This is a genomic window from Clostridium sp. C1, from assembly GCF_018223625.1.
In the GTDB taxonomy this organism is placed as follows: Bacteria; Bacillota_I; Bacilli_A; order Erysipelotrichales; family Coprobacillaceae; genus Allocoprobacillus.
Genome location: NZ_CP073631.1, coordinates 2,537,610 through 2,550,419, shown reverse-complemented (window position 1 = coordinate 2,550,419; position 12,810 = coordinate 2,537,610). Strand labels below are relative to the sequence as shown.

The 12,810-nt window shown below is 30.1% G+C and carries 18 protein-coding genes; 3 read left to right on the top strand and 15 right to left on the bottom strand.

The window, feature by feature from the left end; translation table 11 throughout:
* Positions 1-66: 66 nt before the first annotated feature.
* From KEC48_RS13660 to KEC48_RS13595, 14 genes are all read right to left on the bottom strand, one after another.
* The gene (locus tag KEC48_RS13660; RefSeq protein ID WP_087360429.1) at positions 67-510 is read right to left on the bottom strand and encodes an Hsp20/alpha crystallin family protein; all 444 of its coding nucleotides are present in this window, start codon (positions 508-510) and stop codon (positions 67-69) included.
* Positions 511-721: 211 nt separating this feature from the next.
* Entirely contained in the window at positions 722-1,153 is a 432-nt protein-coding gene (locus KEC48_RS13655) for an HIT family protein (RefSeq protein WP_349291036.1), read from the bottom strand.
* 52 nt (positions 1,154-1,205) lie between these two features.
* The gene (locus KEC48_RS13650) at positions 1,206-1,484 is read right to left on the bottom strand and encodes a hypothetical protein (RefSeq protein ID WP_211963003.1); all 279 of its coding nucleotides are present in this window, start codon (positions 1,482-1,484) and stop codon (positions 1,206-1,208) included.
* Between the two features lie 44 nt (positions 1,485-1,528).
* The gene (locus tag KEC48_RS13645; protein ID WP_211963001.1) at positions 1,529-2,497 is read right to left on the bottom strand and encodes an alpha/beta hydrolase; all 969 of its coding nucleotides are present in this window, start codon (positions 2,495-2,497) and stop codon (positions 1,529-1,531) included.
* Between the two features lie 42 nt (positions 2,498-2,539).
* Positions 2,540-3,022, bottom strand: a complete 483-nt coding sequence (locus KEC48_RS13640; protein ID WP_087297376.1) for an ABC transporter permease — start codon at positions 3,020-3,022, stop codon at positions 2,540-2,542.
* A 23-nt stretch (positions 3,023-3,045) separates the two neighbouring features.
* Positions 3,046-3,591, bottom strand: a complete 546-nt coding sequence (locus tag KEC48_RS13635) for a hypothetical protein (protein WP_211962999.1) — start codon at positions 3,589-3,591, stop codon at positions 3,046-3,048.
* Positions 3,592-3,619: 28 nt separating this feature from the next.
* Entirely contained in the window at positions 3,620-3,868 is a 249-nt protein-coding gene (locus tag KEC48_RS13630) for a DUF3781 domain-containing protein (RefSeq protein WP_211962996.1), read from the bottom strand.
* Positions 3,869-3,885: 17 nt separating this feature from the next.
* Complete coding sequence (locus KEC48_RS13625; RefSeq protein ID WP_249191370.1) at positions 3,886-4,335, bottom strand: NUDIX domain-containing protein; 450 nt, start codon at positions 4,333-4,335, stop codon at positions 3,886-3,888.
* A 45-nt stretch (positions 4,336-4,380) separates the two neighbouring features.
* A complete protein-coding gene (locus KEC48_RS13620) occupies positions 4,381-5,196 on the bottom strand; it encodes a DUF2262 domain-containing protein (protein ID WP_211962993.1) in 816 nt (271 codons plus the stop codon).
* A gap of 58 nt (positions 5,197-5,254) precedes the next feature.
* On the bottom strand, positions 5,255-5,764 hold the full coding sequence (locus KEC48_RS13615) for a GNAT family N-acetyltransferase (protein ID WP_211962990.1): 510 nt from the start codon (positions 5,762-5,764) through the stop codon (positions 5,255-5,257).
* A 493-nt stretch (positions 5,765-6,257) separates the two neighbouring features.
* Positions 6,258-6,842, bottom strand: a complete 585-nt coding sequence (locus tag KEC48_RS13610) for a hypothetical protein (RefSeq protein WP_211962987.1) — start codon at positions 6,840-6,842, stop codon at positions 6,258-6,260.
* Between the two features lie 99 nt (positions 6,843-6,941).
* Complete coding sequence (locus KEC48_RS13605) at positions 6,942-8,066, bottom strand: CapA family protein (RefSeq protein WP_211962985.1); 1,125 nt, start codon at positions 8,064-8,066, stop codon at positions 6,942-6,944.
* A complete protein-coding gene (locus tag KEC48_RS13600) occupies positions 8,067-8,576 on the bottom strand; it encodes a dUTP diphosphatase (protein WP_211962983.1) in 510 nt (169 codons plus the stop codon).
* A gap of 11 nt (positions 8,577-8,587) precedes the next feature.
* Positions 8,588-9,481 carry a D-alanyl-D-alanine carboxypeptidase family protein gene (locus KEC48_RS13595; RefSeq protein ID WP_211962981.1) on the bottom strand — a complete coding sequence of 298 codons (894 nt, stop codon included), beginning with the start codon at positions 9,479-9,481 and terminating at the stop codon, positions 8,588-8,590.
* A gap of 167 nt (positions 9,482-9,648) precedes the next feature.
* On the opposite strand from KEC48_RS13595, the gene bilS reads away from it, so the two are divergent.
* From bilS to KEC48_RS13580, 3 genes are all read left to right on the top strand, one after another.
* Positions 9,649-10,140: a flavodoxin family protein BilS gene (gene bilS / locus KEC48_RS13590; protein WP_211962979.1), complete on the top strand. Its 492-nt coding sequence runs from the start codon at positions 9,649-9,651 to the stop codon at positions 10,138-10,140.
* A 106-nt stretch (positions 10,141-10,246) separates the two neighbouring features.
* Positions 10,247-11,101: a hypothetical protein gene (locus KEC48_RS13585; RefSeq protein ID WP_087358637.1), complete on the top strand. Its 855-nt coding sequence runs from the start codon at positions 10,247-10,249 to the stop codon at positions 11,099-11,101.
* A complete protein-coding gene (locus KEC48_RS13580) occupies positions 11,091-12,326 on the top strand; it encodes an MFS transporter (RefSeq protein ID WP_211962977.1) in 1,236 nt (411 codons plus the stop codon). Before KEC48_RS13585 ends, KEC48_RS13580 begins: the two co-directional genes overlap by 11 nt.
* Before the next feature lie 27 nt (positions 12,327-12,353).
* Here KEC48_RS13580 and KEC48_RS13575 read toward each other — a convergent pair whose 3' ends face one another.
* Entirely contained in the window at positions 12,354-12,533 is a 180-nt protein-coding gene (locus KEC48_RS13575) for a hypothetical protein (RefSeq protein WP_211962975.1), read from the bottom strand.
* Between the last annotated feature and the right edge of the window lie 277 nt (positions 12,534-12,810).

The following is a 12,810-nucleotide window of genomic DNA, read 5'->3' as shown; positions in this document are numbered from 1 at the left end:
TATAATAGAAGAAATTTCGTGAATTGTCTACAAAAAAAGAGTCCGATTTTTCGAACTCTTATGACATTAATCAATCATGATTGTGTTGTTGTTTTCAATAGCTTTCATATCCTGTTTTGGAATTGAAATTCTTAAAACACCATCTTCAAATTTTGCTTTAATATCACTCTGTGGAACACTTTCTCCTACATAGAAGCTTCGACTCATGCTTCCTGCATATCTTTCCTGTCGGATATATTGTCCATCTTTATTCTTTTCATCTTTATTCAAGTTCTTCTTAGCTGAGATTGTCAAATATCCTTGTTCAAATGTCAATTCCACATCCTCTTTCTTAAAGCCCGGAAGATCTACATCCAATTCATATGTTCCTTCTGTTTCTCTTACATCTGTTTTCATCATATTTCTTGAATGTTTTCCATATAATGGATTCTTCTTTCCAAAGAATTCCTTATCTAAATCATCAAACCAGTCATCAAATAAACTTTCTCCAAAAATACTAGGCATTAACATAAATATCACCTCTTGAATAACAATTCTAAGCATTGTTAGAGAATGAACAATGTTTGATATGAGAAGTAAGGATTGCCTTTTTTATTCTCTTTCCTTATTTCTATTTATATTATAGCCCTCTATTTTAGCAGAGTCAAGCATTGAGTGCTAAAAACATTTTTTCACACATTATGTCAACATATAATCATATGAATTTATTAAAAATCTGTATTTACAAGAGTTTATCTAATTCCATTAATAATCTTGATTTCATTATCCTTAATTCTTCATTTGTAGGACAGTTAGAATCATCATACATTTTTTGCATTGGATACCACCAGACAGGTCCCTTACCATTATTACCATATTTTCCTAAATCACCATTGACTCTTGGAAATAAATGCCAGTGAAGATGTGTATCTCCATTTCCTAATAATTCATAGTTCATTTTTTCTGCATTAAAAGCTTTAGAAACTGCTTCAGCTACAATAGACATTTCTTCTAAAAACTTCATTTTTTGCGTTGGTTCCAAATGAAATAATTCTGTTTTATGATCTTTATATAGAAATAAAGTATATCCCTTAAAATGCTGATGATCTCCAATAACCACATAACCAGTTTCAAGTTCTTTTACAAAATATGGATTTGTATCATCCTTTATCATTTTAATTCTGTCACAAATTAAACACATTTTAATCATCCCACCAAATTAGGATTTATCGTTTCTTCACAAGCCAATTATCATCTTGCGTTTTTCTTTCCGCATAGTAACCACATGGCATATCTTTAAGAACACCAACAGAATTGTCTAAATCGAACGCTTCTTTTAGAGATACCAGTCTTGCTTCATCTGTATCATGTGTTGAACCACACAAAAATTGCCACATTCCATCATCTTCATCATGAGATACATATAAAATAGGTTTGCCATCATCTATAATACGGCAACAGATTATCGTGGCTGTATTAGGTGCATCATAAAAAGGGAAATCCATATGCAACACTCCTTCCAACTTCCAATTCGACAACTTTCAATTTGTTATTGTAAATTGTTTATAAATTTTGTACTTTCATCATATATTTTTTGATATTCAATATTATGAACATAATGAGAACATTCCAAAATTTTATATTCTCCATTTTGCTTACTATTTATATAATCAATAATAAAGTTTCTCCATTGTTCTTTTGCATATCCTGTCCCATCTCCATTAGATATAAAAAATAACATAGGTACATTAGTAATATCAATACTTTCTAATTTTTTAGCATTTTCTTTTATCTGTTTTGTTTCATTTAGCATCGAAGTTGTTGCTGTTCTTCTATAAAAAACAATTCTATACAACTTTTTTTCTTCATCTGTTAAATTTCCATCTTTAATTGCAGAAGAAGAATTAACAATAGATGGTATAAATCTAGTAAGTCCTATATCTGCTCCAAATTTAGCTAAAGAAAGGAGCATATTATTTATTTTCATATTCTCGTATGCTTTAGGAACTGATGGATCTAATCCCACTATTCCTTTTATTTCATCTGGATATTTATTTGCCCAATATAATGCTTCAATTCCAGACATAGAATGAGGAAATAAAATATATCTATTGTTTTTTATACCTGCTTTATTCAATGATTCTCTTGTTTCAAATAAAATTGTATCTATATCTCTATCAATATCACTTATATCACTAAAACCATAACCTGCTTTTTCTACTACTGCTATTTGATAATCATTTTCAAATAATGAATATAGTGTTTTAAAATCAAGTGTAGGTGAACAAGTTCCTCCTCCAGACATAAATACTAATGTTGTATCACTATTGGAATTTCCACTTACATAAACATTTATATTATGATTATTAACTTCAACAATTTTACCAGTTGTTTTAAAAAATTTATCTTCTTTTTTTAATTTTATTTTATGATTAACGAAACTTATTATCATCAACAATACTATAAGGAAAATAATAACTTCAATTATAATTATACTAATTTTTAAAAATTTATTCATAGATTATCTCACTTTCAAATTAGGATTTACTTATATTTATTCCTATAAAAGTGTCAATATATATCCGTCTATCAGAGCAATTAGCAGATACATAATAAAGGCTCTGATAAACGCTTCTATATGCTTTTTCGGATTTTGATACAATTCCTTTTCTGGTATTTTTCTTAAACGAACACGCTTTGTATTCCGCCACCATAAAAGGTCTACAATAAATAAGTCAAAGATATTCAATCCCTGTCCTATAATACATAAACAAAGAAAATTATGTGTGAAGCCATTTTCTTTGATAAACAACCCTAATATAAATAGTACGAACAGAAATAACAGAAAATTGGATATAAATGTAACCACTTTATTGCTTTCCTTAAATTTTCCTTGATATTCTGCAATACTCTTTATTCGATTTTGCACTTCATCTGGATAAGATGAATAGCTTTTTAAATTTTTGTTATCTGTACCTGTTCCCCAAAAACATATTAGAAAAAACGCGATACATAAAATTACGGTTTCGATTATTATAATCATTCTGTTTCACTCCAAATTCTAATTTATTGGACATAATCATTTACTATTCTCTTATTTTCAAATGATAACAGGATACTAAATATTATTTCTATCAGTATCATCATTATTGCAAGAGTATAATTAGCAAAATTTAAACCAACTATCAAAGATAATATTGGAATAATTATTGACAATACCATATATGTTTTTGAATTATATAACCAACTGTATGGCAATAAATGTGCTCCGAATATCATAGCAATAACCATTAGCATTTTATCCGGCAATGTAGGATAAATCCACATTGCTATTAAAAGGTATATCATTTGATTTGCAGAAAATAGTATTCCTAAGTAGTTTAATGGATTACTTTTATCTTGAAATTGTATTTTTAATATTTTAGAAATTAAAAAAGCTATAGGTAATAATGGTGCAGTGCAACAAAATGTCAATAGATTTTTTGTTAATATAGGTAAATCTGTTAATTGTACGATTAAAACCATAATCCATATTACTACTGATGCAATGATAAAATGAATACCTTTCTTTTGCTTTTGGGCACAATCTTTTTTCAAATCTTTCAAGTTCATTTTTTAGCTCTCCTCAATAAATTCAAATTTACTTAACAATATGTGCTGTAATAATTGTATAACTATATGAATTGATAGTGATTTTGATATTTCCAACTTCACAATACCAATTTTTACCTTGTTTGTATATGTTACACTTTTTATCCAACACCTTATCTTTACAATACTCAACAACATCATCTGTATCTATCTTTAGATTTCTTTTGATTCTATAAACTCCCATTTCAGTTATATGAATTTTATCAATATTATCAAGTAATATCTTTTTATCTTCCATTCTTTCTTCTCCTTAAATTATTTACCAAACTTATTGATATAATCTGCTACAACTTTTTTAATTGGTGGAGATATTTGATTGATATCAATTTCTTTTGGATCATAAAAACGTAATTCATCCATCTCTCCATCATTTGAATTTGGATTTCCCGTCCACTTTCTACACAGATATACTATTTCAAAATTAGATACTTCGTCACCATTAGGATAAATATAATGAGCTTCAGGTCCAGAGTTTACACAAAAAAATTCCAATTCTTTGGCTATGATACCCATTTCTTCAAATAGTTCTCTTTTTGCACAATCCTCAACATATTCATCAATTTCAACCGAACCGCCGGAATAACCAAGCATATGATTGTCATTTCTTCTTCCAAGTAATATTTTTCCATTATCATCTACACATATTATACTGGCTGCACATTGAATGATTGTCCTATGTCCAACAAATTTTCGCATTTCTTTCATATATCCAGTCATATGATTCTCCTCTCCTTAAATTCTTTTTTACTCTTACCCAGCTATATAAGCACTTATAATCTTTCCACTTGAATCAACATCTATTTCAATAACATGTCCCCAGAACATATCATCATCATTGTAAAGCAAAGACAAACTTCCATCTGAATTCACCATTATTTCACTCATTTCCATACGCTTCATAAATATTTCTTTTGTGATTTCTTCTGAATCAATTTCATCTGATGCATCCATCCATCCATTGGCAAGTTCTGTGAGTTCTTCTGCAGCAAATTCACGGTACTTTATATCATTATTATCTACTACTCTTTTTAATACCTTCATTGCTTGTTTAGCTGTATCTCCATCTTCCTCATCAGTTTCTAAATAAACATTGGCATCTACTCCATTCCAATTGATACTTCCTTCAAACCATGAAAATTCTCTATCTAAGGCAAAAGAACCTAATTCATTTTCTATAGTAATTGGTTTTGCATAATATGCTTTCAAAGCTTCTAATTTTTCATTTGAAGCATTTTCTTCAAGCACATTGATAAGCATATATCTATTGTTCATATATGGTGTCTGATCTTGCGGTATACATTTTCTAACAGTAACACGATAAATGCCCAATTGTTCAAATTCATATCCCCATCCTATACGTTTATTATCATTTTTGATAAGCCATTCAAGACGACCTTTCTCATGAAAGAACTGACCTGTACGCAAATCTATGGATGCAAAAAAATCAACAGATGGTTTCAGCATATCTTCTATATTTGCTGCTCCTTTGCATGATGATTGAACTAAAATAAGCATTTCATATTCTTCTGTTTCAAATCCTTTTTCAAAATCTATTTGTACTGACATCACTCATTCCACCTTTTCTTGATTATTTACGTAATCAATATTCCTATTTCATTCTAATTTATTTGTAAATAGAATATAGAAAATGAAGCATATCCCCATTATAGTATTGTGTGACAAATTCATCTTCTTTTTTCATTCCCATACTTTTGGCGACTTTCATAGAAGCATAATTATCTGATTTTATAATAGAATAAACTTTATCCCTGTTTAATTGTTCAAAAGCATACTTTTTGCACACATTGGCTGCTTCACTTGCATATCCATGATGCCAAAATCTTTCTTTTAATAAATAACCGATTTCTAACACTTCAGTACCTTTATAAGACTGCATAGTTAAACCAGCCTGTCCTATCATTTCATCTGTATTCTTTAATATAACTGCCCATAATCCAAAACCATATTTTTTATATCTTGTTATTTGTCTATCAAGCCATTCCTGTACATCATTATCTGAAAAATCATGCTCATAAGCATACATCACTCTAGGGTTTTGTAAAATTTCAGCTAAATCTTCAAAATCACTTTGATTCATCTCTCTTAAATATAGACGCTCTGTTTCTAATATCATAATCTACTCTATCTCCTCAAATGAACATTATTCTACTTTTTAAAATTTTCTATGAATCCAGATACAAGCCAACCTAGACCAATAATAATGAAGGCAATTTTCTACCTAATCCATTATCCAAAACAAAGATACAAGTATATAAAACAAACTTGCAGGTTATTCATTGCTTTTCACTTCAATATCTTAGACATTGTTTATTTCTTTTTTGAGCAGTAACTCCTAGTTTGATATATAATCTCATTTCACTTAGATAACTGCTCTCAAATAAATTCTAAATCATTTTTATTAATCCATCACAACTAAGATTTATCTTTTTTGATTAAAACTCCTATAAGTAAGCCAAGCCCTGATCCTATACTTATTCCAAAACGGAATATTGTTGATAAATATCCCTATATTTGCTCCTCACGATACATCAATACACATTCCTATTGACATTCCCTCTAACATATATGTTTTTAATTCATCTTTATTTTTCATAATTGATCTCTTTTCATTCTATTGCTTTTTCTAACTTTTCTTTCATTGGTGTCAAAAAAGGACGTGTATGTTCTAAAACTTTCATGTTTCTTAATAAAACCATAGCCATATTTCGATCTTTTTCAATAAAGTCATTCACAGCACACCATAATTGTTTTTGACAATCTTCTTGTCTATAATCTGAAAGTGAAATCAATGCATAACAATAAAAATAGGCGACAATATCAAAATCTAAACAGTGTCTTTTCTGGTTATATTGAGGAATATTTGTTTCTATAAATTGCAAAACTGTATCGACTGTATGTGGTTTTTTAGAAAAAGGAATCATTCTTTCATATTCTTTTTTTGTTATGGGAGCATGTGTCAGGGTTGCTAATTTACGACATAACTGCCATACTTCTTCTGGAGATGCTCCAACTTCTTTGGCTGCTTCCATTAAAGGCAAAGTACTTTTAGCTACCCAAATATTTTCTCCTTGAAACTTTGGACCAGTTATAACAAATGTTTTATGATTTTTAATACAATCTTGAAGATAAGCCTTTTGCTTTTCTTGATAATCTCTTAATTCATCAATTGAAGGTATTTTCTTTCTAGCCATATTTTTACTCCTATATCTCATATTATATCAACAGAAGATCAGCTATTCAATGGAATTGAAACATGAGTACCATATCAAAAAAGGGAACATTTCTGTTCCCTACATATCAATTTGAATATGACTTCCTACTCTTTCTTTTACCTTTTCTTGCATACGTTCTTTTGAAATTGTTATACCATTATATCCTTGTAAAGCATGTTTTTTAGCTAAATCATTTGTGTAATCTTTTAATCTATAAACAGTAAATCTTTCTCTGGTATCTTCCACATTTTGAGGATCAGAAGCTTCATAATGATTCATTAAAGGTGTCAAACAGACATTTTCAATCTTCCATGCACTTCCATCTTTACGAAAATCACAAGATAACATGCCACCTAATTGTGTTTCTTCTTCTAACATACCACTAATAAAATTACCTAAACTGTAAGCAACAAGTGTTTGATGTCCATCTTTTCCTTCAATCCACTCTACCGGTTCTAAAGTATGTGTATGTGTTCCTAACACAATATCCACACCTAAATCAGCTAATAATTTTGCATTTTTCTTTTGAAAAGGTTGAGGTTCTGTATCATTTTCTATACCCCAATGACAAGAAACAATAATGATGTCACTGATTTCTCTGGCGTTTTCTACATCTTTTTTCATTTGTTCTTCATTAAAATCATGAATACAATAATCTGGATAATCTTCTGTTGTATTTAACATCTGATTATAAGTTAAAAAAGCAATACGCAATCCATTCTTTTTCACAACTTGAATACGTTCATCTTTTGATTGATATAAACCAATATAAGTCATGTCCTGATATTGCTGAAAAACTTGAATAGAATGTTGAACTCCTTTATATCCCATATCTAAAGCATGATTTGTAGAACCATTCACAACATCAAAACCCACATCATGTAAATTCTTTGCCATTTCATCAGGTGTATTAAAATAAGGATAACCCGAAGGTGTTCCACCACCTAAGATTGTTTCCTGATTGACAAAAGCCAAATCAGCCTGTTCAATATAGGGTTTGATATTTGTATAGTAAGGTGAAAAATCATATCCATCTTCTGTTTTCGCTTCATCCAACAATCTTTGATGCATTAAATTATCACCAACTGCAACAAATGAAACAATATCATCTTTCACTTCAGTTTTCGTTTTCTTTTCTGGTACAGACTTTTGACAGCCATATATAATCATAGCCATTACAACAAAAACAAGAATCTTTTTCATTTATTTTGTCGTACTCCCAAATCCACCATTACGTATTTCACTGGCATCATCATCTTCCACAATCCCATACTGCACAAAGATTCCTTGAGCAACACCCTGTCCAGCTAAAACTTCCACTGTTTTGTTTTCATTTGTATCATTTGTCATCTTAATAAAGATATGTCCTTCATTATCAGAATAAAAATAATCACTATCAATGACACCCACTGTATTATTTAATTGTAAACGATACTTAAATCCTAGTCCACTTCTTGGATAAATCATTAAAACCCATCTTTCATTCATTTCACAACGAATTCCCGTAGGAATCTTGATTGTTTCTTGAGGTTTCAAACAAATATCTACTGGTGTATAAAAATCATATCCAGCTGAGCCTTTTGTCGCACGTTTTGGTAGCTGAATAGATTCATAGATGTTTTGAATCTGTTCCCTAGAAGCATTTGGATCATAATCCAAATAAGCTTCCTCAAATTGTTGATAAGATACTTTATAAAATTTTGCTGTTGTCATATGTACTCTCCTTAACCTTCATAATATTCTTCTAGTGTTATATTTTCGTTATGTAATTTGGTTGCTAAATCAACGCCGACATAACGAATATGCCACGGTTCATAACTATAACCCGTGATACGCACTTTATCTTGAGGATAACGTAATATAAAACCATATTTATAGGCATCGCTTTCGATAAACTTTCCTAATGCACTATCAGCAACCTTTTCACTTAAACGATCACCTTTGGTTGTATAAGATATATCTACACTAAGTCCTAATTCATGTTCGCTGCGACGTGGATAGGCATTATACTGAATCGCATGCTCTTGGCCAAAAACTTCCACTGAGTTATCCCAGTAAAGCTGTTGTGTTTCAGGTTCACGATAACCAGAAATCGTATAAATGGCTATCCCTTTGGCTTTGGCTGCCTGATAAAATTTGGTATAAGCCTCGTTAGCTTCATGACGTAGCTGTTGATGACAATCAATGACATCTTCTAAGTCATCTGGTTTCCAGCCTTTTGGTATTTCATGTAATTTGTTGACAAGAACAGTTACATCATCTGGATTTTCTACGATATCTGCCTGAGCAGTAATAGGATTAATCAAATCTCCCACATATTCTACAACATCGACAATCAAATCTTTCTGACTTTGATTTCCAGCCTGATCAGTGACTTTATAATGAACAGTCTTCTTTCCAACGCTAGATGTATCAATTTCGTTATAACTGATGTGGTCTGTCACATCCCCATCTTGACGATCATAAGCCTTTTCAACATACTGCAAATAATCAAAAGATGTATTCAAAGCAATCTGTACTCTAGATTTATTAAGTAATAATACTGGTGCTTCCTGATCTTTTTCTTGACAACCAGTCAAAATCAAAAAAACAGTGATAAATCCAATTATTTTTCTCATAACAACCTCCATGAAATATCTCTCATAATGTCACTATACCCTCATTTGGCTATCATTATAAACCAATCTTACAAAAATGTCCTTAATATTTTATAAAATAATTCAATTTGACATTATTTACACAAATTCCTATAATATCTTTATGATAAAGACGAGGAGATGAACTTATGCAATATAGTATTGTTTTTTCAAGTCCTACGGGAAATACAGAAATGTTAGCTCAAGCTATTCAAAATCATTTAGATGGTGAATGTTGTTATTATGGGAAAGCTGCTCAAGCTCCTTTAACTGCAGATTATATCTTTGTTGGATTCTGGACGGATAAAGGAACATGTGATGAATCGATTCAAGATTATTTGAAACAACTTCATCATCAAAAAATCTTTTTATTTGGAACTGCTGGTTTTGGTGGTAGTCAAGAATATTTTGATAGTATTTTGAAACGTGTACAAACAAACATTGCTGATGATAATCAAATTGTTGGGCAATTTATGTGTCAAGGAAAAATGCCTATGGGTGTCAGACAACGTTATGAGCAAATGGCTCAAAAACAACCAGACAGATTTTTACCTATGATTGACAATTTTGATAAAGCTTTATCACACCCCAATGAACAAGATTTACAATCACTCATTCAACAATTAGATATGATTTCATAAAACATCATAGTCCTCTATGATGTTTTTCATAACAAATATTTTATGTATTTTTTACATTCTTTTGCTATTTTTGTGGTAAGATATACACGTTAGGAGGGGGAAATATATGCCAGCCATATATACACATTACTGTTTTGGGGAAGAAATGAAAAAAGTCTATCCTCCCCATCTACAAAAAATTATTCAAGAACATCTTGATCTTTATGAAATAGGTTTGCATGGTCCGGATATTTTTTTCTATTATCAGATTTATCATCATAACGAGATGAACCGTTGGGGAAGTACCATGCATCAAATGAAAGCTTACGATTTCTTTGAAAGTTCACGTCATGTGATTTTAGAAAAAAGTCATAAGGAAGCAAAAATAGCTTATATGCTAGGATTTATTGCTCATTTTGCTTTAGATGATGCATGTCATAGTTATATCGAAAAAAAGATAGACGTATCTCATGTTTCACATTCACTCATTGAATGTGAAATGGATAAATACTTATTAATCAAGAACCATCAAAAACCACTCTACACAGATTTAACAAAACATTTAAATCCTACAATGGAAAATGCTAAAGTCATTCAATCATTTTTTCCACAATTTACAAATCAACAAATCTTATCTACACTTCAGTCTATGAAAACATATAATCGTTTTCTAGCAAGTCATCAGCCATTGATAAGAGCTTTGGTTAAAACTTTCCTATTTATTTCTGGAAAATATAAAGGTTATCGTGGATTATTAATGGATCAAAAAGATCATCCTGTTTGTCATGATAGTAACTTACGTTTAGAAAAACTCATGAAAAAAGCTATTCCTCATTGTGCTATGCTCAGTGAAAACTATTATGCTTTTTTAACAAAGAACGAAGCTTTACATCGTGACTTCCTGCACAATTATAGTGCACATGAAGGATGGCAGGATATTCTCATTTTACCATATGAAAAGGAGCAAGATTATGACATCTAAAACAACATCATTAGAAAAGAAATGGATTATGTATGATATTGGAAACTCTGCTTTTACATTACTCGTGTCTACAATTATGCCGATTTATTTTAATTTTTTAGCTGACAATGCTCATATCTCTGAAACAAATTATTTAGCTTTCTGGGGTTATGCGACATCACTGGCTACAATTATTACAGCGATTCTCGGTCCTATTTTAGGAACAGCTTCTGATTTTAAAGGATGGAAAAAGAAACTCTTTATGATAGCCTTATTGATTGGGGCTTTAGGTTGTATTTTACTTGGTTTTACATCTTCATGGTTATGGTTTTTATGTTTATTTGTTATTGCAAAATCAGCTTATTCATTGAGTCTTGTTTTTTATGATTCTATGTTGACTGATATTACAACACCTGAACGCATGGATAATATATCTGCCAAAGGATATGCGTGGGGATATATTGGAAGTTGTATTCCTTTTGTAGGCAGTTTAATTCTTGTGTTATTTTATGAACAATTCCATCTCACAATGGAAACAGCTATGAGTCTTTGTTTTCTTTTGATTGCCTTATGGTGGTTATTATTGTCAGTTCCTTTAATTCTTGGATATCATCAAACATATTATTTAGAAAAAGAAAACCATTATGTTAAAGCTAGTTTTCTACGTTTAAAAAATATCTTTGTAGATTTAAAAAAGAACCCAAAAGTCTTGTTCTTTTTGATTGCTTTCTTTTTCTACATAGATGGTGTTTATACAATCATTGATATGGCAACAGCTTATGGAACAGCTTTAGGTTTAGACACAACAGGCTTATTACTTGCTTTGTTGTTAACACAAATTGTTGCTTTTCCAGCTGCTTTAATCTTTGGGAAATTAAGTTCTTCTATTGAAAATACAAAACTTATCAAAATATGTATCTTTGCTTATTTCCTTATCGCATTATATGGAATCACTCTCCAACAACAATATCAGTTCTGGATTTTAGCTGTTGGTGTAGGAATTTTTCAAGGAGCCATCCAATCATTATCACGTTCTTACTATGCAAAAATTATTCCTGCCAATCGTTCTGGTGAATATTTTGGCTTGTATGATATTTGTGGTAAAGGTGCATCTTTTATGGGAACAACTCTCGTTTCCTTTATTTCTCAAGTCACAGGTATGATGAATATTGGTGTTGGTTCATTAGCGATTATGTTTTTCATTGGTTTTGTATTCTTCAAAAAAACAGAAAAACTTCATCTTTAATTTTTAGACTCTTTATAGGAGTCTTTTTTATATATGATATAAATCTTTCCCTAATTCTTGCAAAGATTTAAAATCTAAAATCATATATTTTCCCTTATCTATTTTTTTCATATATTCCTGTTTTATAAAATATCTTAATACTCTTTGTAATTGACAATAACTACTTCCTATCATTTCAGCCACATCTATCATATTTTCATTTATCATTTTTTATAATAGCAAATGCTTTGCTTATTACTTGGAAGTACCATTGACATTTTCAATATATATCTTACAAATACTGTTAGTAAATACCTTTCTCTAACAAAGATTACTTTATTCATTTTCATTTCACAAAATATCTTAGGTTTCATTTTGGACTGTCTTTTTTTCAACTTCTTTTAGCAATAAAAATTAATGGGATGCTTTTTAGCCATTAGTGGATTATATATTTTTTTATAAAAGTTAAAATAAGATTACCCAAATTGTTGCAGATAAGTGGTTA

Excerpts from the sequence above, each read along its gene's own strand:
- KEC48_RS13660 (WP_087360429.1), bottom strand. The coding sequence starts at position 510 with ATGTTAATGCCTAGTATTTTTGGAGAAAGTTTATTTGATGACTGGTTT.
- KEC48_RS13655 (WP_349291036.1), bottom strand. The coding sequence starts at position 1,153 with ATGATAAAGGATGATACAAATCCATATTTTGTAAAAGAACTTGAAACT.
- KEC48_RS13650 (WP_211963003.1), bottom strand. The coding sequence starts at position 1,484 with ATGGATTTCCCTTTTTATGATGCACCTAATACAGCCACGATAATCTGT.
- KEC48_RS13645 (WP_211963001.1), bottom strand. The coding sequence starts at position 2,497 with ATGAATAAATTTTTAAAAATTAGTATAATTATAATTGAAGTTATTATT.
- KEC48_RS13640 (WP_087297376.1), bottom strand. The coding sequence starts at position 3,022 with ATGATTATAATAATCGAAACCGTAATTTTATGTATCGCGTTTTTTCTA.
- KEC48_RS13635 (WP_211962999.1), bottom strand. The coding sequence starts at position 3,591 with ATGAACTTGAAAGATTTGAAAAAAGATTGTGCCCAAAAGCAAAAGAAA.
- KEC48_RS13630 (WP_211962996.1), bottom strand. The coding sequence starts at position 3,868 with ATGGAAGATAAAAAGATATTACTTGATAATATTGATAAAATTCATATA.
- KEC48_RS13625 (WP_249191370.1), bottom strand. The coding sequence starts at position 4,335 with ATGAAAGAAATGCGAAAATTTGTTGGACATAGGACAATCATTCAATGT.
- KEC48_RS13620 (WP_211962993.1), bottom strand. The coding sequence starts at position 5,196 with ATGTCAGTACAAATAGATTTTGAAAAAGGATTTGAAACAGAAGAATAT.
- KEC48_RS13615 (WP_211962990.1), bottom strand. The coding sequence starts at position 5,764 with ATGATATTAGAAACAGAGCGTCTATATTTAAGAGAGATGAATCAAAGT.
- KEC48_RS13610 (WP_211962987.1), bottom strand. The coding sequence starts at position 6,842 with ATGGCTAGAAAGAAAATACCTTCAATTGATGAATTAAGAGATTATCAA.
- KEC48_RS13605 (WP_211962985.1), bottom strand. The coding sequence starts at position 8,066 with ATGAAAAAGATTCTTGTTTTTGTTGTAATGGCTATGATTATATATGGC.
- KEC48_RS13600 (WP_211962983.1), bottom strand. The coding sequence starts at position 8,576 with ATGACAACAGCAAAATTTTATAAAGTATCTTATCAACAATTTGAGGAA.
- KEC48_RS13595 (WP_211962981.1), bottom strand. The coding sequence starts at position 9,481 with ATGAGAAAAATAATTGGATTTATCACTGTTTTTTTGATTTTGACTGGT.
- bilS (WP_211962979.1), top strand. The coding sequence starts at position 9,649 with ATGCAATATAGTATTGTTTTTTCAAGTCCTACGGGAAATACAGAAATG.
- KEC48_RS13585 (WP_087358637.1), top strand. The coding sequence starts at position 10,247 with ATGCCAGCCATATATACACATTACTGTTTTGGGGAAGAAATGAAAAAA.
- KEC48_RS13580 (WP_211962977.1), top strand. The coding sequence starts at position 11,091 with ATGACATCTAAAACAACATCATTAGAAAAGAAATGGATTATGTATGAT.
- KEC48_RS13575 (WP_211962975.1), bottom strand. The coding sequence starts at position 12,533 with ATGATAAATGAAAATATGATAGATGTGGCTGAAATGATAGGAAGTAGT.